The sequence below is a fragment of the Streptomyces umbrinus genome, from assembly GCF_030817415.1.
GTDB lineage: Bacteria > Actinomycetota > Actinomycetes > Streptomycetales > Streptomycetaceae > Streptomyces > Streptomyces umbrinus_A.
In genome coordinates this window covers 3,515,334-3,537,930 of the sequence record NZ_JAUSZI010000002.1, presented here as the reverse complement: position 1 = coordinate 3,537,930, position 22,597 = coordinate 3,515,334, and the positions used below count along the sequence as shown (strand labels likewise).

Below are 22,597 nucleotides of genomic sequence, written 5' to 3'. Positions count from 1 at the left end.
TCCGGTGATCATGGCGCGTGGCACACTTCATGGAATCGCCACAAACGGAACTAATCGTTTCGCCTGTACGTCCTCTTCTCGCGCGGGCGTCTCGAAGCCTCGTACAAACGTCCGCGTCTACTCGCCCAGCATTCGGCGCAAGTAGTCGTTCCCGAACCGCCGTTCAGGGTCGAGCCGATCCCGCAGTTCGGTGAACTCGCCGAAGCGCGGGTAGACATCGGCGAAGTACTCCGCGTCGCGCGTGTGCACCTTGCCCCAGTGCGGCCGCCCCTCGTGCGCGGTGAAGATCCGCTCGGCGGCGCTGAAGTACGCCTGGTACGGCGTGCCCCGGAACATATGGACGGCGATGTACGCGGTGTCCCGGCCGGACGCCGTGGAGAGCGTGATGTCGTCCGCGGGCGCCGTACGCACCTCCACCGGGAAGCTGATGCGCAGGGGCGAACGGTCGACCATGGCCTTCAGTTCGCGCAGCGTCTCGACGAGGGCCTCGCGCGGGACGGCGAACTCCATCTCCGTGAAGCGGACCCGGCGCGGGGAAGTGAAGACCTTGTAGGGAATGTCGGTGTAGGTGCGCGCGGACAGGGCGCGGCTGGAGATCTTGGCGATCGAGGGGATCGTGGCGGGCACGGCCCGGCCCACGTAATTGGCCACCTGGAAGACGCCGTTGGAGAGGAACTCGTCCTCGAAGAGGCCGCGCACCGTGCCGACCGGTCTCTCCGGGCCGGCGCTGCGGTTGTTGCGCTTGGTGTTGCAGTTGCCGGTGTGCGGGAACCAGTAGAACTCGAAGTGCTCGTTCTCCGCGAACAGTTCGTCGAAGGACCCCGTCACCTCGTCGAAGCTCATCGGCTCCTCACGGGCCGTGAGAAGGAAAGTGGGCTCTACGGAGAAGGTGATCGCGGTGATGATCCCCAGGGCGCCGATGCCGACGCGGGCCGCCGCGAACACCTCGGGGTTCTCTTTCTCCGAGCAGCTGAGGACCGAGCCGTCGGCCGTCACCAGTTCAAGGCCCGTGATCTGAGCGGCTATCGAGGCGGAGTCGCGGCCGGTGCCGTGCGTCCCGGTGCTGACCGCTCCCGAGACCGTCTGCTCCATGATGTCGCCCATGTTCGTGAGCGACAGTCCCTCGCGCGCGAGAGCCAGGTTGAGACGCTTGAGCGGGGTGCCCGCCTCAACAGTGACGGTGCCTGCCTCACGATCAACCTTGCGGATCCCGGTCAACAGTTGAGGGCGGATCAACACACCGTCGGTGGCGGCGGCCGCCGTGAAGGAGTGACCGGTGCCGACGGCCTTCACCCTGAGCCCGTCCTCCGCGGCCTGGCGCACGGCGGCGGAGAGTTCCTCGACGGAGGCCGGAGTGACTTCCCGGGCCGGCCGGGCGGTGACGTTCCCCGCCCAGTTACGCCAGGTGCCGCTCTTCCCGCTCACTGTGCTGTTCATGGGTCCCCTCCCGCTGCGGAACCGGCCTGCTGAGCCGGCGATACCCCAGGAAACCCACCGCGACCGCGACGGCCCCGGCCGCGACCGGAACCCCGTACCCGGCCCGCGCCCCGGCCGTATCGATCACCCAGCCGGACAGGGAGGAGCCGAGCGCGACCCCGACCATGAGTCCGGTGCTCACCCACGTCATGCCTTCGGTCAGTTTCGCGCGAGGTACGTGCAGTTCGACGAGGGCCATCGTCGTGATCATCGTCGGCGCGATGGACAGGCCCGCAACGAACAGCGCCACGGCCAGGAACGGCAAGTTTCCGACCAGTAGGAGGGGGATCATACTCACGGCCATGGTGCATACGCCCAGCGCCCACCTGCGGGCGGGCGCTCCGCCGAGGCGCAGCAGTCCGAACACGGCACCCGCCAGACAGGAGCCCGCCGCGTACACGGCCAGGACGACGCTCGCGGCCCCCTTGTGGCCCTGTTCGTCGGCGAAGGCGACGGTGACCACGTCGACCGCCCCGAAGATCGCCCCCGTCGCCACGAAGGTGGCCACCAGGACCTGCAGCCCGGCCGAGCGCAGGGCCGACCCGCCCGTGTGATGCTCGCGCGGATGGGGCGGGGGCTCGGTGGCGCGCTGGGAGGTCAGCCAGAAGACGCCGGCCGCCAGGAAGCAGGCCGCGAGCAGCGGTCCGGCCTCCGGGAACCAGACGGTGGACAGACCGATGGAGATGATCGGCCCGAAGATGAAGCAGACCTCGTCGACGACGGACTCGAAGGCGTACGCGGTGTGCAGTTGAGGCTTGCCCCGGTACAGGTACGCCCAGCGCGCCCGGGTCATCGCGCCGATGCTCGGTACGCACCCGATGCCGGCCGAGCAGAGGAACAGCACCCAGTCCGGCCAGTCGAAGTGGGCGGCCAGCAGCAGCCCGGCGGCCGCGGCGAGCGCGACCAGCGTGGCCGGGCGCAGCACGCGCCGCTGCCCGTGCCGGTCCACCAGGCGGGATATCTGCGGGCCGAACACCGCGGCGGACAGCGCCATGGTCGCCGAGAGCGCGCCCGCGAGCGCGTACCGCCCGGTGAGCTGCGAGATCATCGTGACCACGCCGATGCCCATCATCGACAGCGGCATCCGGCCGAGGAGGCCCGCGGTGGTGAAGCCCTTGGAGCCGGGGGCGGCGAACAGGGCGCGGTAGGGGCTGGGCACGGGGGTCTCCGGGAGCGGTCCGGTAAGGCGCGAATGCGGCCGATACAGCTTACGAGTCAGGTGACCCTAACGTATATGCCGATGTCGGCCGTCACCTTGTCCGCCGCGGTCCGGCACCCCGCCGTTGTCCCGCTGTCGGAGCCGGGTGGCAGGATCGAGACATGCGAGACGCGCTCGATGCCACCCCCTACGACGCCCTGCTCCTGCTCTCGTTCGGCGGCCCCGAGGGCCCCGACGACGTGGTCCCGTTCCTGGAGAACGTGACGAGTGGACGGGGAATCCCCAAGGAACGCCTCAAGGAAGTGGGGCAGCACTACTTCCTGTTCGGCGGGGTCAGCCCCATCAACGACCAGAACCGCGCCCTGCTGGACGCCCTCCGCAAGGACTTCGCGGAACACGGGCTCGACCTGCCGGTGTACTGGGGCAACCGGAACTGGGGGCCGTACCTCACCGACACCCTGCGCGAGATGGTCGCCGACGGCCGCCGCAGGGTCCTGGTCCTCGCCACGAGCGCGTACGCCTCGTACTCGGGCTGCCGGCAGTACCGCGAGGACCTCGCCGGGGCCCTGGCCACCCTGGAGGGCGAGGGCCTGGAGCTGCCGCGGATCGACAAGTTGCGGCACTACTTCAACCACGCCGGCTTCCTGGAGCCCATGATCGAGGGCCTCCTGGAGTCCCTCGCGGAGCTTCCCGAGGACGTCCGCGCGGGCGCGCACCTCGCCTTCACGACCCACTCGATCCCGAACGCCTCGGCGGACACCTCGGGCCCGGTCGAGGACCACGGCGACGGCGGGGCGTACGTGAAGCAGCACCTGGACGTCGCGCGGCTCGTTGCCGACGCCGTGCGTGAGCGGACCGGCATCGACCACCCCTGGCGGCTCGTCTACCAGTCGCGCTCGGGCGCCCCGCACATCCCGTGGCTGGAGCCGGACATCTGCGACCACCTGGAGGAGCTGCACGGCGCCGGCGTCCCTGCCGTCGTCATGGCGCCCATCGGGTTCGTCTCGGACCACATGGAGGTCCTGTACGACCTCGACACGGAGGCCACGGCGAAGGCCCAGGAGCTGGGCCTGCCGGTCCGCCGCTCGGCCACTGTGGGCGCCGACCCGCGGTTCGCCGCCGCGATCCGCGAGTTGGTCCTGGAGCGGGCCGCCGCGGAGAGCGGGCGGGACGTGACGCCCTGCGCGCTCGGTGCCCTGGCTCCGAGCCACAACCTGTGTCCCGTGGGCTGCTGCCCGGCCCGCGCCCCCAAGCCCGCAGCCGCGGGCGCCGACAGCCCGTACGCATGAGGAGCACCGTGACCGCCACAGCGAACGACGAGCTGAAGGCCGAGCTACTGGAGATCGCGCTCGACGCGGCCCACCGCGCGGGCGCCTTCCTGCGTGACGGCCGCCCGGACGACCTCGGCGTGGCCGCCACCAAGTCCAGTGCCGTCGATGTCGTCACCGAGATGGACATCGCGTCCGAGAAGCTGATCACCGGCCTGCTGGCCGACCGCAGGCCGGACGACGGCGTGCTCGGCGAGGAGGGCGCCAGCGTCGAGGGCACCAGCGGCGTCCAGTGGGTGATCGACCCGATCGACGGCACGGTCAACTACCTGTACGGACTGCCCAGTTGGGCCGTCTCGATCGCGGCCCTCAAGGACGGCGAGGCCGTCGTCGGGGTGGTGCACGCCCCGATGCGCGCGGAGACCTACCGAGCCGTCCTGGGGCAGGGCGCGTACGTGAACGACCACCCCGCGCGCGTGCGGCCCGCCCCCGCCTTCGCACTGGCCCTCGTCGGCACCGGCTTCGGCTACCTCGCCGAGCGCCGGGCCCGGCAGGCCGAGGTGGTCGGACACCTGATCCCCCAGGTCCGGGACATCCGCCGCGGCGGCTCGGCGGCGATCGACCTGTGCGATGTGGCGACGGGCCGCCTGGACGCGTACTACGAGCGGGGCCTGAACCCCTGGGACTACGCCGCCGGCGACCTGATCGCCCGCGAGGCGGGCGCTCTGACCGGCGGCCGCCCCGGAGACCCCCTCTCCACTGACCTGACCGTCGCGGCCCCACCCGGCCTCTTCGAACCCCTCCAGGCCCGCCTGGAAGAACTGGGCGCCTGGCACGACTGAGGCCGCGCACGGGGTTCGGCATGTCGGCTGCGGGTGCGTTGTGGCTGGGCGCGCAGTTCCCCGCGCCCCTAAGGGGCGCGGGCCCGAGGTGCAACCGGCCCCAAAAAAACGGGCGCCCCGGCACTGGATCGATGCCGGGGCCCCGCTTTCGTGCGAGCTGATCAGACGCGTGACGCGCCGACCTCCACGCCGTGCTCGGCGGCAAGGCGGTGCAGGTCGTCGAGCTCTGCCTGCTCGACCTCCGCGAGGAAGTCGTCGCCGGTCTCGCGAGCCATCGTCAGGTCGGACTCGGTCGCCCTTATGCGCTGCAGAAGTCCTGCGGTGAATGCGTCCATGCTGCGCCCCCTCGTCCTGGGTCGTGGGTCGGTGGCACGGGGGTGTGCCGTTCGGAAGGGGCGATCACGTCTCCAGGGTGCCCAGCGCTGCCCGCACTGGGCGGCGACGGTGCCGGACACCCACGCCCGCCCTGCGGAAGCGGACCGTGACGTACCGCATGGTGGTGCGGCACAAGCAGAGCGTGATCGCGGGGTGTAAAGCCGTCCTCCCCCCGCTCCCTTCCACGGAAACCTCAACAGCGCGAGAAAATCTCGCATTCCCCGGCCTCCGCACCCGCCTTACAGCCGACTTATGGCCGAAAAGGGCAGGATGGAGACTCAACCCGCGACAGACCCTGCCCGCGTGCGCCGAGAAGGCGCTACGCGGGTGGACAGAGGAAGGACAAGCGACGTGCGCGTACTCGTCGTCGAGGACGAGCAACTGCTCGCCGATGCGGTGGCCACCGGACTGCGCCGGGAGGCCATGGCCGTCGACGTCGTGTACGACGGCGCGGCCGCCCTGGAGCGCATCGGCGTCAACGACTACGACGTGGTCGTCCTCGACCGTGACCTCCCCCTCGTGCACGGCGACGACGTCTGCCGCAAGATCGTCGAGCTCGGCATGCCCACACGCGTGCTGATGCTCACGGCCTCCGGAGACGTCAGCGACCGCGTGGAGGGCCTGGAGATCGGCGCAGACGACTACCTCCCCAAGCCCTTCGCGTTCAGCGAGCTGACGGCACGCGTGCGTGCCCTCGGCCGGCGTACGAGCATGCCGCTGCCGCCCGTCCTGGAGCGTGCCGGGATCAAGCTCGACCCCAACCGTCGTGAGGTCTTCCGCGACGGCAAGGAGGTCCAGCTCGCGCCCAAGGAGTTCGCCGTCCTGGAGGTCCTGCTGCGCAGCGAGGGCGCCGTCGTCTCCGCCGAGCAGCTCCTGGAGAAGGCCTGGGACGAGAACACGGACCCGTTCACCAACGTCGTGCGCGTCACCGTGATGACCCTGCGCCGCAAGCTCGGTGAGCCCCCGGTCATCGTCACGGTGCCCGGTTCCGGCTACCGGATCTGATCCGTGGTGGCCACGACGCCCGCGCCCCCGACGGCGCCTCCGAAGCCCACCTGGGACCCGCGGAAGCCGGAGCCCCCGTTCCCGTGGCTGCGTCCGACCATCCGGATACGGCTCACGCTGCTGTACGGCGGGATGTTCCTGATCGCGGGCATCCTCCTGCTGTCGATCATCTATCTGCTCGCCGCCCAGGCTCTGAACGTGGGCAGTGATCTGCCCTTCAGGATCGTCTCCGGCGGTGTGACCAGTCCTACCTGCAACTTCCCGTCCGAGCCGTCGGCGACCGAGCTCAACAACGCGATGAACGCGTGTGTCAACGAGCAGCGCCAGCACGCCCTGGACAACCTCCTCAGCCGTTCGCTCCTCGCCCTCCTGGGTCTCGCCGTCATCGCGTTCGCCTTCGGCTACGCGATGGCCGGCCGGGTGCTGTCGCCGCTCGGGCGGATCACGCGCACCGCGCGCGCGGTGGCGGGGTCGGACCTGTCGCGGCGGATCGAGCTGGACGGTCCGGACGACGAGTTCAAGGAGCTGGCGGACACCTTCGACGACATGCTGGAGCGGCTGCAGAGAGCCTTCACGGCCCAGCAGCGGTTCGTCGGGAACGCCTCGCACGAACTGCGGACGCCGCTGGCGATCAACCGCACGCTTCTTGAGGTGCATCTGTCCGATCCGGGAGCGCCCGTGGAGCTGCAGCAGCTCGGCAAGACGCTGCTCGCCACGAACGAGCGCAGCGAGCAGCTCGTCGAGGGCCTGCTGCTGCTCGCCCGCAGCGACAACCAGATCGTCGAACGCAAGCCGGTCGACCTCGCCGAGGTCGCCTCACAGGCCATCGACCAGGCTCGTGGCGAGGCGGAGGCGAAGGGCGTGGCGATCCGCGGGAAGCGCGAAGCCGCGGTCGTCCAGGGCAGTGGCGTCCTCCTGGAGCGGATCGCCCTGAACCTCGTCCAGAACGCCGTGCGGTACAACGTGGCGGAGGAAGGCTGGGTCGAGGTGACCACAGAGGTGCAGCACGGCCAGGCGGTTCTCGTGGTCTCCAATACGGGGCCCGTGGTGCCCGCGTACGAGATCGACAATCTTTTCGAGCCTTTCCGGCGACTGCGTACGGAGCGGACGGGCAGTGACAAAGGCGTGGGTCTTGGCCTGTCGATCGCCAGGTCGGTGGCCCGTGCCCACGGCGGTCACATCGCCGCGGAACCGCGTGAGGGGGGTGGACTGGTGATGCGAGTAACCCTGCCCGTCTGAGACCATGTCGCCGACACGCGAGGATGTTCGCTTTGCGCGGAATTTTCTGGGCATGCAGTGGGCTGCCTCGTGTGTGATCGATCACAAGGGCGAATTTCCGGCCATCTACTCTCCGTGATCAAGAAGGCTGTCGTAAAGCCGGGAACATCCGGGTTTTCGGGGGTCCAGATCACGGGAAGTACACGGTGAGACGCCTTTGAAGTGCGGCATTCGGACCGTGTACGGTCCCGTTCGCCATCCAAGCCGATCACTCTTGAGGGGTCCGATTGGGTGTCGATTGAGTAACAGACCTTGATGTGAGGCAAAATCTCCGCCTCGGGTCGGGCACAAGTCCGGCCTCTCACGCGTTACGTGCGCTGGAGACACCGCAGACACCCAGAGGGGGAGAGCGACATGGCAACGGATTACGACACCCCACGCAAGACCGACGACGACGTCGATTCGGACAGCCTTGAAGAACTGAAGGCTCGCCGGAACGACAAGTCGACTTCGGCGGTCGACGTGGACGAGTTCGAGGCTGCAGAAGGCCTGGAACTGCCCGGCGCGGACCTCTCGAACGAGGAGTTGGCCGTCCGGGTCCTGCCGAAGCAGCAGGACGAGTTCACCTGCATGAGCTGCTTCCTGGTCCACCACCGCAGCCAGCTGGCCCGCGAGAAGAACGGCCAGCCGATCTGCCGCGACTGCGACTGAGGCAGGGTCGGCCGTGACAGGCTCGACCCCGCCCTGGAAGCGCCGCTTTCGTGACCAGGGAGCGGCCGGTCCGTCCTCGGACGGCATGCGTGACGACGAGCGGGGCCACCCGGCCTCGCTCGAAGCAGTGGACGCGACAGGCGCCTCCGGCGCCCTGGAGGTGCCGGATCCAAAGGCGCCTGTCGCCAAACGCAGGGCCGCCGCTGTCGGCCACGGGGTGAAGGAAGGTGTCCGTAAGGGCGGCAGCCGCGCCAGGGCGGGCCTGGCGTACCTCACCGACCGCATCATCGAGAACGCCCCGCGAATCCCCGTACGGGACCTCGCGACCCTCCGCAGGCAGTTCCCGGGCCTCGGCCCCGAGCAGCTCGCGGACAAGCTCGTGGCGGGCGCCTGCAACGCGACCTCCACGGTGGGCGCGGGAATCGGCGCGGCCGCGATGATGCCCGTACCTCCGGCGATGCCCACGGAGCTGGCCGCCGAGATCACCGGCGTGGCCGCGATCGAGATGAAGATGATCGCGGAGTTGTACGAGGTCTACGGCCTGCGGCCGCCGGGCAGTCTGAAGCAGCGCTCCACCACGTATCTGAGTTCGTGGTCGGAGGAGCGCGGAATCGACGTGACCAAACCGTCGACGATCAACGCGGCCCTCGGGGGCCAGCTGAAGCGCGAGCTGCGCCAGCAGATCATGAAGCGCATGGTCCGAAATCTGCCGAACCTGATGCCGTTCATGGTCGGCGCCGCCGTCGGGGCGGTCATGAACCGCCGTGACACGAGAAAGCTCGCGGAGCGCATCCGCAAGGACCTCCGCAAGGCGCAGGTGCCGTGGGACGCGCTGCCGGCGCTGCCGCCTCTGGAGAAGCCCGCCGATCCGCTGCGCGTCGGGGAGATCCCCAAGGAGCTGGGGCGCTGACCCCTTCCCCCGGCCCTGGCAGGCAAAGTTCTGACCCGCGGAAGGGAAAGTTTCCGTACGGGACACGAGTGCGAGCGCGGCCCAAACCCTGCCGGGAGCCGGGAGGCAGTCCGGGACCGGGAGCGGATCTGGCCGGATCTACGCCGTCGCCGTCATCTACGCCGTCGTCGTCCGTGCCGCTTCCAGTGCCGCCGCCAAGCGCTCCGGGTCGCGGGTCGACAGGTACAGGTACGGGGTCGGGTCGGCCGGGTCGGTGACCTCTACGCGGAGCGCCGTCGGGATGTAGGAGCGCAGGAGCATGAAGGCGCGTGTGTCGGCCTTGAACGTGCGCCAGGCACGCGTCTCCTCCGGGTCGAGGACATGGGCCTCACCGAGGGCCGAGACCGGGATCTTCGCGTCGCCCGCGATCAGGGAGCCGGCCACCACGCGGATCCGCACGGAGCCGTACGAACTGGCCGCCACCGCCGCGACCGCCGTGCCGCCGACGAGGCCCCCCAGCAGGGGAAGCGTGCCGAACGGCAGCAGGATCAGGGCCATCGAGAGACCCACCAGCAGGCTGATGAACCACCAGGAACGGGGCGCGGTCAGACGTTCTTCGTACGGCGAGGCGGAAAGCTGCATACGGCCTAGCCTGCCACGGTGCGTGCGCGGCGCTGACGCGGAGGTAAGGTCTGCGCCTGTGAGTGGTACATCTTCAGCTCTGCGGCCCCCGGCCGACGCCGTGGCGCCGGTGAGGCATCCCGACGCGCCCGCGCCCGGCGAGCTGCTCGGCGCGCACTACGGCCAGTGCTTCGGCTGCGGCGGAGACCAGCCGCACGGACTGCACCTGGAGGCCCGCGCGGGCGAGGGGGTGAGGATCACCGCCGAGTTCACCGTGAAGTCCGCCCACCAGGGTGCTCCCGGCCTCGCGCACGGCGGAGTCCTCGCGAGCGCACTCGACGAGACCCTCGGCTCGCTGAACTGGCTGCTGCGCACCATCGCGGTGACCGGACGGCTGGAGACCGACTTCGTACGGCCCGTGCCCGTCGGCACCGTGCTGTACCTGGAGGCCGAGGTGACGGCGGTGGCGGGGCGCAAGATCTACTCGTCCGCCACCGGACGGATCGGCGGCCCGGACGGGCCCGTCGCCGTCCGCGCGGACGCCCTCTTCCTGGAGGTGAAGGTGGAGCACTTCATCGACAACGGCCGCCCGGAGGAGATCCGTGCGGCCATGGACGACCCCGACCAGGTCCGTCGTGCCCGTGCTTTCGAGGTGAACCCGTGACCTCGACCCCGACTCCGGTGGGCGTGCTGATCAAGCGCGTCGATCCGGACGTACCGCTTCCGGAATACGCGCACCCCGGCGACGCCGGCGCGGACCTCCGGACGACGGAGAGCCGCGTGCTGGAACCCGGCGAGAGGGCCGTGCTGCCCACGGGAGTGTGCATCGCGCTCCCTGAGGGGTACGCGGCCTTCGTGCACCCGCGTTCCGGGCTCGCCGCCCGCTGCGGTGTCGCTCTGGTGAATGCCCCGGGGACGGTTGATGCCGGGTACCGTGGGGAGATCAAGGTGATCGTGGTGAATCTCGACCCGCGCGAGTCCGTGCGGTTCGAGCGCTTCGACCGGATTGCCCAACTGGTCGTCCAGCAGGTCGAGAAGGTGCGCTTCCAGGAGGTGGCGGAGCTTCCCGACTCGGCGCGGGCCGCAGGGGGCTTCGGGTCCACCGGCGGGCATGCCGCCGTGGGCGGCACAACGGGTGGGAATCGATACGCTTCGGTCGTATCCGACCGGGAAGGACAGTGACGTGTTCGGACGTCGCAAGAAGGGCAGTGCCGCCGAGGACGCGGCGGGCGAGGCCGAGCAGGTCGTCGACGGTGTCGACACTGAGGCGGACGACGCGGAGCGTGAGCGCGTGAGGCTTGAGCCCGAGCCGCGCCCCGACGGGCCCTGGGACAGCACAGAGGTCCGGGATCCGGCCGAGGGCCGGGTCGACCTGGGCGGTCTTTTCGTGCCCGGGGTCGACGGAATGGAGCTCCGGGTGGAGGTCGCGGGCGACGCCATCGTCGCGGCCACCGTGGTGCTCAAGGACAGCGCCGTCCAGTTGCAGGCCTTCGCCGCCCCCAAGCGCGAGGGCATCTGGGGCGAGGTGCGCGAGGAGATCGCCACCGGCATCACCCAGCAGGGCGGTGTCATCGACGAGGTCGAGGGCCCGCTGGGCTGGGAGCTGCGTGCCCAGGTACCGGTGCAGCTGCCGGACGGGACGGGCGGCTTCCAGGTCGTCCGGTTCATCGGCGTGGACGGGCCCCGCTGGTTCCTGCGCGGAGTGATCTCCGGCCAGGGCGCCGTGCAGCCGCAGACGGGCGGCCTGCTGGAGCAGATCTTCAGGGACACCGTGGTGGTCCGCGGTGAGGGCCCGATGGCCCCGCGCGACCCGATCGTCCTGAAGCTGCCGGACGACGCGCAGATGGTCGCCGAGGGCGTCCAGCAGGAGGAGCAGGCAGGTTCACGTTTCTCCGGCGGCATGGGTCAGCTGCAGCGCGGACCGGAGATCACCGAGGTTCGGTAGCCGCGCACAAGGAAGTACGGCGGTGGGCCGCACTCCCCTCGGGGGAGTGCGGCCCACCGCCGTTTCGCCGTTTCCCGGGACCTCCCGTCAGGCGGCGTCCGGGATCCACGAGCCGTGGATCATCGCCGGTACGCGGCGCGGCAGACGGACCGTCGCGACCGGCGGCAGGGACAGGTCCGAGGCGTCCAGGACGAGCAGCCTGGACGCGTCGGCGTTCAGGTCGCTGACGACGGTGAGCAGATACCCGGCGTCCTCGTCAGAGGGGGCGGTGGTGCCGGCCGCCGGGACGAACACCGCCTCGCTGGGCAGTTGGCCGTTGCCGAACGGCAGCAACTGGCGGGTGCCGTCCCGGCGGTCGTACTTGACCAGCGTGTGGTTGCCGATGCCCAGGTCGTCGGGGAACGACAGCGCGTACTGGTAGCGGTGCTCGCGGCCGGTGAAGGCGTCGTTGATGGTGGGGAACTCGACGGTGAGGTCGTCGATCTGTTCTTCCTTCACGCGGCCTGCCGCGAGGTCGACGGTCCAGCGTTTCGTCCTGGAACCGGAGTTGGGCTCCGCGCCGCGGTCCGGCGCGCCGACCCACCAGTTCCAGGAGCGCTGCCAGCCGGTACGGCCCACCGTCGGGCCCTCGACGACGATCCGGCCGTACGCGTCCTCGTAGGCGTTGGCGAAGTGCATCCCGTACCCCGGGTCGACCTCGAACCAGCGGATGCGGGCCGCGCCTCCCGCGCCGCGCGGCATGACCCCGATACGGGACCGCTGGGCGTCGCTCCAGCCGTACGGGATGCCGGAGTGCTCGGCCGGGTCGAAGGTGACCGAGCCCTCCAGGAACACGATGTGGTGCTCGGTGATGGCGAAGTCGTGCTTGAGCGCGGCGCTCGCGTCCGGGACCTCCTGGGTGTCGAGGACCTGACCGTCGAGCGAGGCCACGTGGTGGATCAGATAGGGCGGGAACGGGGACGAGGAGAAGAAGTGCAGTTCGCCGGTGGCCGGGTCCTCCTTGGGGTGCGCGGTCATCGCCGAGGTCAGCCTGCCGCCGAAGTCGTACGCGCCCACGGTCTCCAGGTCGGCGGTCAGCTCGAAGGGGAGGTTCGCCTCGCACAGCGCGAGCAGGCGTCCGGCGTGCTCGATGACGTGGGTGCCCGCGGTGCTGGCGGTCAGGTCGGGGCCCCGCTCGGTCACATAGGGGGCGCCATCGAGCGCCGGGGTGTGCACCCAGCGGTTGCGGTACCACTCCGCGCGCCCCTTGCGCAGCCGTACGCCGTGCACCATGCCGCTGCCCTTGAACCAGTGGGTGGGGGTGATGCCGGGCTTCGGGTTGTGGCTGTTGCGGATCAGCCGGCCGGTCAGCTCGGGCGGCAGCGTCCCCTCGACGGTGAGCGTGGTGGCGGTGATCTCGTCGGTGACGGGGGTGTAGTGGCCGGTCAGGTACGGCTTGTCGACGCCCATGACGGTGACCTTTCTGGTGGGTTCACGCTCGTGGATGGGAGCTTGTGGAGTGGCTTCTCGTGGAGTGGGGAGAGGGGGCGGGTGACACCGGCCGGCGTACGGGCACCTCGCTCGCCGTACGACGGCTGTACGGCGTCAGCCGCGGCGCTCGGCCTCGGACCGCAGGCGGCTCAGCCAGCTCTCCAGGGACTGCCGCAGCGCCTCTCGCATCTCCTCGGGGCGTTCCTCGATGGGGGCTCCGGCCCAGGACTCCTCGGTGCGGACCGTCACGGTCCGCTCGCCGGCCGCCGCCTCGCCGGTGCGCTCGCCGTTCTCCTCGAACGTCCAGACGTGGACGCCCTCGATGCCGTGCGCCGGACCGCCCCAGACGATCCGCTCGCCGGGCACGACCTCGCGGATCGTGGACGTGATGTCGAGGCCGTGGGTGAGCCACCGGAAGGAGGCGCCCGGGGCGAGCGGGCCGTCGAAGTCGACGCTGTCGATGTCCGTGTTCCAGTCGGCCCACGACCCGATGTCCGTGTGCAGGGCCCATACGGTCGCGAGCGGGGCGTCGACGGTGGTCGAGAGGCGTACGACGACGGGGACGTCCTCGTCGACGGAGTGGCCGGGTGCGGTCTCTGTGTTCATGGCGTTCTCTGCGCTCTCTGCGTGTTCGGTGTTCATGGCGGGATCTCCTTCTGTGGGTGTCGGACGGGCGTTCAGCGCGTGGGAGCGGGAGCCGGGGCTTCCTCGGTCCGGGGCTGTGCCGCGAGGCGGCGGGACAGGAGGGGCGTCAGTGCGGCGCCGACGGCGAGTACGGCCGCCGAGACGAGGAAGGCGAGCCGGTAGCCCTCGGTGAGGGCCGCCGCGGGGGAGTGGTGGTGCGCGGCGGCGGCCGTGCGGGAGGCGGCGAGTGTGCCGAGGACGGCCAGGCCCACGGCTCCGCCGATCTGCCGGGTGGTGTTGACCAGGCCGCTGGCCAGGCCCGAGTCGGCGGGCCGTACGCCGGTCACGGCGGCCCCGGTGAGCTGGACGAACGCGGTGCCGAGACCGAGGCCGATCACGAGGATCGGGCCGAGCAGGTCGGCCGGGTAGCTGCCGTCCGCCGTGATCCGGGACAGCCACAGGAGTCCGGCGGCCTGGGTGAGCAGGCCCGCGGCGAGCGTGACGTGCGGGCCGAGCCGGCGGGAGAGCCGCGGGGCGAACCAGGAGCCGAGCATGTTCGCCGCCGCCAGGGGGAGTTGGGACAGTCCCGTCTCCAACGGACCGGCGCCGAGGACCTGTTGCTGATAGAGCGGCAGGAAGAAGAACAGGCCGACCCAGACGGCGCCCAGCAGCGTCATGACGAGGTTGGCGGGGGCGACCAGCCCCTCCGTCCACAGACGCGGCGGCAGCAGCGGAGCGGGATGGCGCCCCTCGACCAGGAGGAACAGCGCGAGGAGCACGGCCGCCGTGCCCAGGGAGCCGAGCACCCAGGGGCCGGTCCAGCCGGAGCGTCCGGCCGACGTGAGCCCGTACACCAGCGAGACCAGTCCGGCCGTGACGGTGAGGGTGCCGACGAGGTCGAGCCGCCCGGGAGCGCTGTCGTCCGGTGGTGAGGCGGGGACCAGTACCAGGGTGCCGACGAGCACGACGGCCGCGCCGAGTCCGGACACGTGGAAGACCCACGGCCAGCCCAGGCCCTCGGTGAGCACCCCGCCGAGCAGGACTCCGGCGGCTCCGCCGGCGCCGGACACCGCACCCCAGACCCCAATCGCCTTGGCGCGCCCGGGTCCTGGCGGGAAGAGCCGCATGACCAGGGAGAGCGCGGCGGGTGCCACGGCGGCGGCTCCGACGCCCTGTGCGGTGCGGGCGGTGATCAGCGCCCACGGGCCGGTGGCGAGGCCCGCGGCTACGGAGGCGGCGGCGAACAGCGCGAGGCCTCCGAGGAGGACGCGGCGCCGGCCCACCAGGTCGGCGGTCCGTCCGCCGAGCAGGAGCAGCGCTCCGAAGGCGAGTCCGTAGGAGTTCACGACCCAGGACATGCCGGTGTCCGAGAGCCCGACGCCGTCGCGGACCGCGGGGAGGGCGACGTTGACGATCGACGTACTGAGCGCGACGGCGAACTGGGCGGCGGCGAGGACCGCGAGGGCGGCCCCGGGGCGGACCGCCCTTGCTCCCTTTCGCGTGCTGGACATCGGGTTCCCTTTCTCGGGGGTTCCTGTGAGTTCCTGTGAGTTCCTGTGAGTTCCTGTGAGTTCCTGTGAGTTCCTGTGAGTTCTTGGCCGCTGTGCGTATGTGTGGTTGACCACTCACTCTTTGGCTCGAAAGAGAGGCGGGGCCTTCGGGGTGTGAAAGGCGACCCCTTGCCCCGCCGGCGGCGGGCTCGTCAGTAGTGCCGGATGCCCGCCGTGAGGGTGCGTGTCCATGGGGCGTCCACTTCCTGCGCCTCCATCGACACCACGAGATGGCAGAGCATGCCGACGGCGAAGAACTCCTGGACCTGCCGGTCGTCGCCCCCGGAGGCGCCGCGCACGTACTCCACCGTCCGGGCGTACCCCGCTCGGACGGCGTTCCGGATCGCGGGGACGGAGACCGCTGCCGCCTGGGCGTGCAGTTGGACGAGCAGGAGGTCGTTGTCGCTGATCAGGCGGGCGTAGGCGTCGCCCATCGAGGAGAGCACCGCCTCCGGTGAGCTGCCCTTCGCCTCGGCCGCGCCCCCTTCCAGGCTCTCGCGCACCCTGACGAAGCAGTGTTCGACGACCGCGGCGAAGAGGGACTCCTTGTTCGGGAACAGCCGGTAGACGTACGCCTGGGAGATTCCGGCGGCCTTGGCCACCTCCGTGGTCGTCGTGCCGAAGTAGCCCCGTGAGGCGAAGGCGCCGATGGCGGTGCGGAGCACCGTCTCGCGGCGCTCCTCGGCGGTGGACAGGTGGCGGCGTCGTTCCGTCTGCATGTGAGTACTCAACCACTCACACTTTTTCGCCGTCAAGGGAGGAGCCACTCGTTGCGCTGAAAAAATAAAGAAACGTACGAACCGCAACCCGTGAGTGGCTACGCTGCGTCACCCAGGGCGGAGCTGACGCAGAACCGTCAACTCGCCTGTACCACCCACGACTTACCGACTACGCAACAGAGCACGGGGGCCCGGCATGGGTACGAACTGGATCGAGAAGGCGCAGCGGCTGGGCGACGGGAGCATCGGAGGCGCGATGGACCATCCGTCGATCCCCGGCCGCGTCGTCTGGCACACCACCGAGAGCGGCGCCGGCGACGACGCGTTCCGTTCCGTGTCGGCGCATCTGATCAGCGTCTCCGCCGAGCCGCACCTGCTGTACGACCCGACGACCGACCGGCTCGGCCAGTTCGGGCCGCTGAACGCGAGCGCCCGCGCGCTGCGCAACGACGGTTCGACGCGGACCAACCGCGTCGGGAAGGTCTGCATCCAGATCGAGGTCCTCGGGCGGGCGGGCAAGCCGTTCACCGCCACCTGGAAGCCGGGGCCCAACTACCGGGCCATGATGGCCGCGATCCGCTCCTGGAAGATCCCGGACACCTTCCCGGCCGGCCGCATCGCGACCTCGGGCGCCGACGCGACCAACCGCCCCCGGACGATCTGGATGAGCAAGGGCGGCCACTACGGCCACGCCAACATCCCGGGCAACGACCACTGGGATCCGGGCAACATCGACAAGTCCGCGCTCTTCGAGGCGGCCCCGGTCGGGTCCCCCGGGGCGGGCGGCGGCAGCACGCCGTCGAAGCCGGTCGTCGACCTCAGCAACGTCGTCGCCGCCGCGCGCCGCGACCCGGGTCTGCCCCAGGGCGGCAAGACCCACAAGGCGGACGTCCTCGTCGTCGAAAAGGCCCTCGTCGCCGAGGGGTTGCTGCCCGCCCAGTGGGCCGACGGCTCGTTCGGCAGCAGGACGGTCGAGGCGTACGCGAGCCTCCAGCGCCGGTACGGCTTCAGCGGTGCCGACGCCAACGGCATCCCGGGCCAGACGACGCTGAAGCGGCTCGGCAAGGAGCACGGCTTCACGGTCAAGGCCTGACTCCCGGCGAAACGGCCCGTGGGGCTCCGGACGACTTCCGGAGCCCCACGGGCCGTTGTCGTTCCCCGGCGCTCCCTCCTGTCCTCTCCCGTGTCCTCTCGCGCCTTCTTTTCTGCTGCCTTTTCTCTTGACGTGAAATTGGTCCGTACCTATGGTCACGGCCAACGCCTGTGTTCATAAAGGCATTCCGTGTTCACATACGAGAACGGATGTCCCCCACAATGCTGAACACCCCGGTACCTCCACGTCATCACCGCAGATCCCGCCTCGCGCTCGTCGGGACCGTCGCCGCCCTCCTGGCGGGCGCACTCGCCTGGCCCGCCGCCGACCGCGCCGAGGCGGCTCCCGCCACCTTCACGCACCCCGGAGTCACCGTCTCCCGCGGCCAGTTGGACTTCGCCCGGCAACAGGTCAACGCCGGCGCACAGCCCTGGAAGGGCGCGTACGACCAGATGCTGGCGAGCAAGTACGGCTCGCTCACGCGCACCCCCAAGCCACGGGCCGTCGTCGAGTGCGGCTCGTACTCGAACCCCAACAACGGCTGCACCGACGAGCGCGAGGACGCGATCGCCGCGTACACCCAGGCCCTCGCCTGGTACGTCACACGGGACGCGCGGTACGCGAGGAAGGCGATCGAGCTGATGGACGCCTGGTCCGCGACGATCCGGGACCACACCAACAGCAACGCCCCGCTGCAGACCGGCTGGGCGGGCTCGTCCTGGCCCAAGGCCGCCGAGATCATCAAGTACACGTACGACGGCGGCTGGGCGAACTCGGGCCGCTTCGCGACCATGCTGCGCACCGTGTACCTCCCCGAGATCATCAACGGCTCGAACTCCAACGGCAACTGGGAGCTGTCGATGATGGAGGCCGCCGTCGGCATCTCCGTCTTCCTGGAGGACAAGGCGTCGTACGACAAGGCCATGGCGAAGTTCCGCACCCGTACGGCCGCGTTCGTGTATCTGTCCTCCGACGGCGCGCTGCCGAAGACCGTGCCGAGCCAGAACCTCGACACCGCGCAGAAGATCATCAACTACTGGCAGGGGCAGTCGACCTTCGTCAACGGGCTCACCCAGGAGACCTGCCGCGACCTCACGCACACCGGATATGGCATCTCCGCGATCTCGCACGTCGCCGAGACCGGCCGCATCCAGGGCCAGGACCTGTACGGCACCGACGTCGGCGAGCGGCTGCGGCACGCGCTCGGCTTCCAGGCCAAGTACCAGCTGGGCGAGGCGCCCCCGAGCTGGCTGTGCGGCGGGTCGCTGCACCTCGGGCTCGGGCCCATCACCGAGGTGGGCCACAACGCCCTGAGCAACCGCCTCGGCCATGTCATGACCAACACCGAGCGGCTGACGCAGCAGAACCGTCCGTCGGGGAGCAACAACCTCTTCGTCGCCTGGGAGACGCTCACACACGGCGACAACCCGAACTGAGACGTTGCCCGACCGGGCGCCGGACGGTGATACTGGCGCCCGGTCCACGGGGGAGGGTCATGAGCCAGGTCATCACCGAAACGATGGTGCGCGTCGAGAACGTCCACCGCTCGTACGGCAGCGGAGCCACCGCAGTACACGCCCTGCGCGGCGTCTCGTTCGACATACCGCGCGGTGAACTCGTCGCCCTGAAGGGGCGGTCGGGGTCCGGCAAGACCACACTGCTCAACCTCGTCGGCGGGCTCGACGAGCCGGACGACGGGCGGATCACCGTCGACGGGCTCGACCTCTCCGGACTCGGGGAGAACGGCCTGCTGGAGCTGCGCCGGGACCGTATCGGCTTCGTCTTCCAGTCCTTCGGTCTCATCCCGATCCTGACGGCCGCCGAGAACGTGGGCGTGCCGATGCGGCTGCGCCGGGCCGAGCCCCGCGAGCGCGAGGAGCGCGTCGAGCTGCTGCTCTCCCTGGTCGGGCTCGCCGACCACGCGGCGCAGCGGCCCGGCGAGCTCTCCGGCGGGCAGCAGCAGCGCGTGGCCATCGCCCGCGCCCTCGCGAACGAGCCCGCGCTCCTCATCGCGGACGAGCCCACCGGCCAGCTCGACGCCGAGACCGGTATCGCGGTGATGGAGCTGCTGCGGGCGGTCGTCCGCAGCGAGCGGGTCACCGCGCTCGTCGCCACCCATGACGCGGCCCTCCTGGACCTCGCCGACCGGGTCCTGGAGCTGAGCGACGGCGAGATCGTGGAGCATTAGCGACGGCGAGATCGTCGAGCACTGAGGCCGAGCTCGTGGAGTACTGAGATCCGCAAGGGTCCGCGGCGGCGCGTCAGGGTTCCGTCAAAGACGTCCCGCACCCCACCCCTCACCCCATTTGTCAGGATTGTTGGCCGTAGGGTCGACGCAGCGTACGCAGTGCGTTTTGGGAAGACAATGGGGCCATGGGACGCGGCAAGCTTCGGATCTACCTCGGTGCGGCACCGGGCGTCGGCAAGACGTACGCGATGCTGTCCGAGGCACACCGCCGCGGCGAGCGGGGTACGGACTGCGTCGTGGCCTTCGTCGAGCACTACGACCGGCCGCGCACGGAGGTCATGCTGCACGGTCTGGAGCGGATCCCCCGCCGGGAGATCCCCTACCGGGACACCGTCTTCACCGAGATGGACGTCGACGCCGTCCTGGAGCGCGCCCCGGCCGTCGCCCTGGTGGACGAACTGGCCCACACGAATGTCCCAGGCTCACGGAACACCAAGCGCTGGCAGGACGTCGAGGAACTCCTCGCCGCCGGGATCGACGTCGTCTCGACGGTCAACATCCAGCATCTGGAGTCGCTCGGTGACGTCGTCGAGTCGATAACGGGAGTACGGCAGCGCGAGACCGTCCCGGACGAGGTGGTGCGCCGGGCCGACCAGATCGAGCTGGTCGACATGTCTCCGCAGGCGCTGCGCCGCCGGATGGCGCACGGCAACATCTACAAGCCCGACAAGGTCGACGCGGCCCTCTCCAACTACTTCCGCCCCGGCAACCTCACCGCCCTGCGCGAACTGGCCCTCCTCTGGGTCGCCGACCGCGTCGACGAGTACCTTCAGCAGTACCGCGGCGAGCACGGCATCCGCTCCACCTGGCAGGCCCGCGAACGCATCGTCGTGGGCCTGACCGGCGGTCCCGAGGGCCGTACGCTCATCCGTCGCGCCGCCCGGCTGGCGGAGAAGGGCGCCGGCGGCGAGGTGCTCGCCGTCTACATCGCCCGCAGCGACGGCCTGACCTCCGCCTCGCCCAAGGAACTCGCCGTCCAGCGCACCCTCGCCGAGGACCTCGGCGGCTCCTTCCACCACGTCGTCGGCGACGACATCCCGTCCGCGCTGCTGGAGTTCGCCCGCGGGGTCAACGCCTCCCAGATCGTGCTGGGCTCCTCGCGGCGCAAGGCCTGGCAGTACGTGCTCGGCCCCGGCGTCGGCGCCACGGTCGCCCGCGAGTCGGGACCCGACCTCGACGTGCACATCGTCACGCACGACGCGGCCGGCAAGGGGCGCGGACTGCCGGCCGCCCGGGGATCGCGACTCGGCCGGTCGCGGATCATCGCGGGCTGGCTGGTCGGTGTCGTCGGCCCGGCCCTCCTCGCCCTGCTGCTGACCCACGGAGCCTCGAACCTCGGGCTCGCCAACGACATGCTGCTCTTCCTGACGCTGATCGTCGCGGCGGCCCTCCTCGGTGGGCTGCTCCCGGCGCTCGCCTCGGCGGCCCTCGGCTCGCTGCTGCTGAACTACTACTTCACCCCGCCGCTGCACCGGATGACCATCGCCGACCCCAAGAACATCGTCGCCATCGTGATCTTCGTGGGAGTGGCGGTATCGGTGGCCTCCGTGGTGGACCTGGCCGCCCGCCGCACCCACCAGGCCGCCCGGTTGCGGGCCGAGTCCGAGATCCTCTCCTTCCTGGCAGGCAGCGTCCTGCGCGGCGAGACCAGCCTGGACGCCCTCCTGGAGCGGGTCCGCGAGACCTTCGGCATGGAGTCGGTGGCCCTGCTGGAGCGGGAGAGCGACATCGACCCGTGGACCTGCGCCGGCAGCGTCGGCCCGCACCCGCCGGCGCTCCCCGAGGACGCGGACGTCGACATGCCGGTCGGCGACCACACCGCGCTCGCCCTCTCCGGCCGGGTCCTGCCCGCCGAGGACCGCCGGGTGCTCGCCGCCTTCGCCGCCCAGGCCGTCGTCGTCCTGGACCGCAAACGCCTCCAGGAGGAGGCCGAGCAGGCCCGCGCACTCGCCGAGGGCAACCGCATCCGTACGGCGCTGCTGGCGGCCGTCAGCCATGACCTGCGCACCCCGCTGGCCGCCATCAAGGCCGCCGTGTCGTCCCTCAGGTCCGACGACGTGGCCTGGTCCGAGGAGGACGAGGCCGAGCTCCTGGAGGGCATCGAGGCGGGCGCCGACCGGCTCGACCACCTGGTCGGCAACCTCCTCGACATGTCCCGCCTGCAGACCGGCACGGTCACGCCGCTGATCCGCGAGATCGACCTCGACGAGGTCGTCCCGATGGCGCTCGGCGGCGTACCGGAGGACAGCGTGGACCTGGAGATCCCCGAGACGCTGCCCATGGTCGCCGTCGACCCGGGCCTGCTGGAGCGGTCGGTCGCCAACATCGTCGAGAACGCCGTCAAGTACAGCCCCGCCGGCGAGCGGGTCCTGGTCGCCGCCAGCGCGCTCGGAGACCGCGTGGAGGTACGCGTGGTGGACCGCGGCCGCGGGGTCCCGGACGAGGCGAAGGACCGTATATTCGCGCCCTTCCAGCGGTACGGGGACGCCCCGCGCGGCTCCGGCGTGGGCCTCGGCCTCGCGGTCGCCCGGGGCTTCGCCGAGGCCATGGGCGGCACCCTCGACGCCGAGGACACCCCCGGCGGCGGCCTCACCATGGTCCTCACCCTCAGGGCGGCCCCCGCCCACCCGGCACCCTTCGTGGACGTCACAGCATTCGCAGAACCGGAAAGGCAGGCTTCATGACCCGCGTCCTCGTGGTCGACGACGAGCCGCAGATCACCCGAGCCCTCGTGATCAACCTCAAGGCACGCAAGTACGAGGTCGACGCGGCCCCCGACGGCGCCACCGCCCTCCAGCTCGCGGCCGCCCGGCACCCCGACGTCGTCGTGCTCGACCTGGGCCTGCCCGACATGGACGGCGTCGAGGTGATCAAGGGGCTGCGCGGCTGGACCCGTGTGCCGATCCTGGTGCTGTCCGCCCGGCACACCTCCGACGAGAAGGTCGAGGCGCTCGACGCGGGCGCCGACGACTACGTGACCAAGCCCTTCGGCATGGACGAGCTGCTCGCCCGCCTGAGGGCCGCCGTCCGCCGTGCCGAGCCCACCGGGGGCGGCGAGGACGACGTGATCGTCGAGACCGAGGACTTCACCGTCGACCTGGCCGCCAAGAAGGTCAACCGGGACGGCCGCGACGTGCGCCTCACCCCCACCGAGTGGCACCTCCTGGAAGTGCTGGTGCGCAACACGGGCCGCCTGGTCAGCCAGAAACAGCTGCTCCAGGAGGTCTGGGGCCCCTCCTACGGCACCGAGACGAACTATCTGCGGGTCTACATGGCCCAGCTGCGCCGCAAGCTGGAGACGGACCCGGCGCATCCCCGGCACTTCATTACGGAGCCCGGCATGGGGTATCGATTCGAGAAGTGAGACCGGTTCGGGTCGTACGC

Annotated in this window: 22 protein-coding genes; 14 read left to right on the top strand and 8 right to left on the bottom strand. The window is 70.5% G+C overall.

All coding sequences use genetic code 11. The features are described from left to right. Nucleotides 1-117: 117 nt before the first annotated feature. Nucleotides 118-1,437 (bottom strand): D-arabinono-1,4-lactone oxidase, encoded by a 1,320-nt coding sequence (locus QF035_RS15530; protein WP_307520921.1) that lies wholly within the window; start codon nt 1,435-1,437, stop codon nt 118-120. Beyond that, on the bottom strand, nt 1,397-2,635 hold the full coding sequence (locus tag QF035_RS15525; protein WP_307520920.1) for an MFS transporter: 1,239 nt from the start codon (nt 2,633-2,635) through the stop codon (nt 1,397-1,399). Before QF035_RS15525 ends, QF035_RS15530 begins: the two co-directional genes overlap by 41 nt. Nucleotides 2,636-2,796: 161 nt before the next feature. Between QF035_RS15525 and QF035_RS15520 the strand changes: the two genes are divergently transcribed. Both QF035_RS15520 and QF035_RS15515 read left to right on the top strand, forming a co-directional pair. Further along, the gene (locus QF035_RS15520; protein WP_307520918.1) at nt 2,797-3,924 is read left to right on the top strand and encodes a ferrochelatase; all 1,128 of its coding nucleotides are present in this window, start codon (nt 2,797-2,799) and stop codon (nt 3,922-3,924) included. Beyond that, nucleotides 3,921-4,745 (top strand): inositol monophosphatase family protein, encoded by an 825-nt coding sequence (locus QF035_RS15515; RefSeq protein ID WP_307520916.1) that lies wholly within the window; start codon nt 3,921-3,923, stop codon nt 4,743-4,745. Before QF035_RS15520 ends, QF035_RS15515 begins: the two co-directional genes overlap by 4 nt. 161 nt (nt 4,746-4,906) lie before the next feature. On the opposite strand, the gene QF035_RS15510 is transcribed toward QF035_RS15515, so the two are convergent. After that, nucleotides 4,907-5,080 carry a hypothetical protein gene (locus QF035_RS15510; protein WP_189841132.1) on the bottom strand — a complete coding sequence of 58 codons (174 nt, stop codon included), beginning with the start codon at nt 5,078-5,080 and terminating at the stop codon, nt 4,907-4,909. A gap of 391 nt (nt 5,081-5,471) precedes the next feature. On the opposite strand from QF035_RS15510, the gene QF035_RS15505 reads away from it, so the two are divergent. From QF035_RS15505 to QF035_RS15490, 4 genes are all read left to right on the top strand, one after another. Beyond that, nucleotides 5,472-6,125, top strand: a complete 654-nt coding sequence (locus tag QF035_RS15505; protein ID WP_055615445.1) for a response regulator transcription factor — start codon at nt 5,472-5,474, stop codon at nt 6,123-6,125. 6 nt (nt 6,126-6,131) lie between these two features. Then, nucleotides 6,132-7,364, top strand: coding sequence for a sensor histidine kinase (locus tag QF035_RS15500; RefSeq protein WP_189841133.1), 1,233 nt, complete (start codon nt 6,132-6,134; stop codon nt 7,362-7,364). Between the two features lie 393 nt (nt 7,365-7,757). Further along, nucleotides 7,758-8,054, top strand: a complete 297-nt coding sequence (locus QF035_RS15495) for a DUF4193 domain-containing protein (protein WP_005481602.1) — start codon at nt 7,758-7,760, stop codon at nt 8,052-8,054. Nucleotides 8,055-8,067: 13 nt separating this feature from the next. Next, nucleotides 8,068-8,964: a hypothetical protein gene (locus tag QF035_RS15490; protein ID WP_307520914.1), complete on the top strand. Its 897-nt coding sequence runs from the start codon at nt 8,068-8,070 to the stop codon at nt 8,962-8,964. Between the two features lie 156 nt (nt 8,965-9,120). Here QF035_RS15490 and QF035_RS15485 read toward each other — a convergent pair whose 3' ends face one another. Beyond that, nucleotides 9,121-9,585, bottom strand: coding sequence for a DUF3093 domain-containing protein (locus QF035_RS15485; protein WP_055615447.1), 465 nt, complete (start codon nt 9,583-9,585; stop codon nt 9,121-9,123). A gap of 58 nt (nt 9,586-9,643) precedes the next feature. On the opposite strand from QF035_RS15485, the gene QF035_RS15480 reads away from it, so the two are divergent. Genes QF035_RS15480 through QF035_RS15470 form a run of 3 tightly spaced genes read left to right on the top strand, consistent with a single transcriptional unit; the run spans nt 9,644 to nt 11,509 of the window. Continuing rightward, nucleotides 9,644-10,228 (top strand): PaaI family thioesterase, encoded by a 585-nt coding sequence (locus QF035_RS15480; RefSeq protein ID WP_269650530.1) that lies wholly within the window; start codon nt 9,644-9,646, stop codon nt 10,226-10,228. Then, the gene (gene dut / locus QF035_RS15475) at nt 10,225-10,746 is read left to right on the top strand and encodes a dUTP diphosphatase (protein ID WP_307520913.1); all 522 of its coding nucleotides are present in this window, start codon (nt 10,225-10,227) and stop codon (nt 10,744-10,746) included. The genes QF035_RS15480 and dut overlap by 4 nt, the downstream gene beginning before the upstream one ends. 1 nt (nt 10,747) lies before the next feature. Next, the gene (locus QF035_RS15470) at nt 10,748-11,509 is read left to right on the top strand and encodes a DUF3710 domain-containing protein (RefSeq protein ID WP_307520912.1); all 762 of its coding nucleotides are present in this window, start codon (nt 10,748-10,750) and stop codon (nt 11,507-11,509) included. A gap of 87 nt (nt 11,510-11,596) precedes the next feature. Here QF035_RS15470 and QF035_RS15465 read toward each other — a convergent pair whose 3' ends face one another. From QF035_RS15465 to QF035_RS15450, 4 genes are all read right to left on the bottom strand, one after another. Continuing rightward, nucleotides 11,597-12,958, bottom strand: a complete 1,362-nt coding sequence (locus tag QF035_RS15465; protein ID WP_307520911.1) for a carotenoid oxygenase family protein — start codon at nt 12,956-12,958, stop codon at nt 11,597-11,599. A 135-nt stretch (nt 12,959-13,093) separates the two neighbouring features. Next, the gene (locus QF035_RS15460; RefSeq protein WP_307520909.1) at nt 13,094-13,621 is read right to left on the bottom strand and encodes an SRPBCC family protein; all 528 of its coding nucleotides are present in this window, start codon (nt 13,619-13,621) and stop codon (nt 13,094-13,096) included. 35 nt (nt 13,622-13,656) lie between these two features. Continuing rightward, nucleotides 13,657-15,114 (bottom strand): MFS transporter, encoded by a 1,458-nt coding sequence (locus QF035_RS15455; protein ID WP_307520907.1) that lies wholly within the window; start codon nt 15,112-15,114, stop codon nt 13,657-13,659. A gap of 191 nt (nt 15,115-15,305) precedes the next feature. Then, the gene (locus tag QF035_RS15450; protein ID WP_307520906.1) at nt 15,306-15,872 is read right to left on the bottom strand and encodes a TetR/AcrR family transcriptional regulator; all 567 of its coding nucleotides are present in this window, start codon (nt 15,870-15,872) and stop codon (nt 15,306-15,308) included. A 196-nt stretch (nt 15,873-16,068) separates the two neighbouring features. On the opposite strand from QF035_RS15450, the gene QF035_RS15445 reads away from it, so the two are divergent. The 5 genes from QF035_RS15445 to QF035_RS15425 all read left to right on the top strand — a co-directional run bounded on the left by QF035_RS15445 (nt 16,069) and on the right by QF035_RS15425 (nt 22,577). Next, nucleotides 16,069-16,965, top strand: a complete 897-nt coding sequence (locus QF035_RS15445) for a peptidoglycan-binding domain-containing protein (RefSeq protein WP_307520905.1) — start codon at nt 16,069-16,071, stop codon at nt 16,963-16,965. Between the two features lie 209 nt (nt 16,966-17,174). After that, complete coding sequence (locus tag QF035_RS15440; RefSeq protein WP_307520904.1) at nt 17,175-18,401, top strand: alginate lyase family protein; 1,227 nt, start codon at nt 17,175-17,177, stop codon at nt 18,399-18,401. 59 nt (nt 18,402-18,460) lie between these two features. Further along, the gene (locus tag QF035_RS15435) at nt 18,461-19,153 is read left to right on the top strand and encodes an ABC transporter ATP-binding protein (protein WP_189841145.1); all 693 of its coding nucleotides are present in this window, start codon (nt 18,461-18,463) and stop codon (nt 19,151-19,153) included. Nucleotides 19,154-19,338: 185 nt separating this feature from the next. Continuing rightward, nucleotides 19,339-21,897, top strand: coding sequence for a sensor histidine kinase (locus QF035_RS15430; protein ID WP_307520902.1), 2,559 nt, complete (start codon nt 19,339-19,341; stop codon nt 21,895-21,897). Continuing rightward, entirely contained in the window at nt 21,894-22,577 is a 684-nt protein-coding gene (locus QF035_RS15425) for a response regulator (protein WP_269650785.1), read from the top strand. The genes QF035_RS15430 and QF035_RS15425 overlap by 4 nt, the downstream gene beginning before the upstream one ends. Nucleotides 22,578-22,597: the final 20 nt, after the last annotated feature.

Excerpts from the sequence above, each read along its gene's own strand:
- QF035_RS15425 (WP_269650785.1), top strand. The coding sequence starts at position 21,894 with ATGACCCGCGTCCTCGTGGTCGACGACGAGCCGCAGATCACCCGAGCC.
- QF035_RS15450 (WP_307520906.1), bottom strand. The coding sequence starts at position 15,872 with ATGCAGACGGAACGACGCCGCCACCTGTCCACCGCCGAGGAGCGCCGC.
- QF035_RS15440 (WP_307520904.1), top strand. The coding sequence starts at position 17,175 with ATGTCCCCCACAATGCTGAACACCCCGGTACCTCCACGTCATCACCGC.
- QF035_RS15460 (WP_307520909.1), bottom strand. The coding sequence starts at position 13,621 with ATGAACACCGAACACGCAGAGAGCGCAGAGAACGCCATGAACACAGAG.
- QF035_RS15510 (WP_189841132.1), bottom strand. The coding sequence starts at position 5,080 with ATGGACGCATTCACCGCAGGACTTCTGCAGCGCATAAGGGCGACCGAG.
- QF035_RS15430 (WP_307520902.1), top strand. The coding sequence starts at position 19,339 with ATGGGACGCGGCAAGCTTCGGATCTACCTCGGTGCGGCACCGGGCGTC.
- QF035_RS15485 (WP_055615447.1), bottom strand. The coding sequence starts at position 9,585 with ATGCAGCTTTCCGCCTCGCCGTACGAAGAACGTCTGACCGCGCCCCGT.
- QF035_RS15445 (WP_307520905.1), top strand. The coding sequence starts at position 16,069 with ATGGGTACGAACTGGATCGAGAAGGCGCAGCGGCTGGGCGACGGGAGC.
- QF035_RS15465 (WP_307520911.1), bottom strand. The coding sequence starts at position 12,958 with ATGGGCGTCGACAAGCCGTACCTGACCGGCCACTACACCCCCGTCACC.
- QF035_RS15515 (WP_307520916.1), top strand. The coding sequence starts at position 3,921 with ATGAGGAGCACCGTGACCGCCACAGCGAACGACGAGCTGAAGGCCGAG.
- QF035_RS15455 (WP_307520907.1), bottom strand. The coding sequence starts at position 15,114 with ATGTCCAGCACGCGAAAGGGAGCAAGGGCGGTCCGCCCCGGGGCCGCC.
- QF035_RS15435 (WP_189841145.1), top strand. The coding sequence starts at position 18,461 with ATGAGCCAGGTCATCACCGAAACGATGGTGCGCGTCGAGAACGTCCAC.
- QF035_RS15495 (WP_005481602.1), top strand. The coding sequence starts at position 7,758 with ATGGCAACGGATTACGACACCCCACGCAAGACCGACGACGACGTCGAT.
- QF035_RS15520 (WP_307520918.1), top strand. The coding sequence starts at position 2,797 with ATGCGAGACGCGCTCGATGCCACCCCCTACGACGCCCTGCTCCTGCTC.
- QF035_RS15530 (WP_307520921.1), bottom strand. The coding sequence starts at position 1,437 with ATGAACAGCACAGTGAGCGGGAAGAGCGGCACCTGGCGTAACTGGGCG.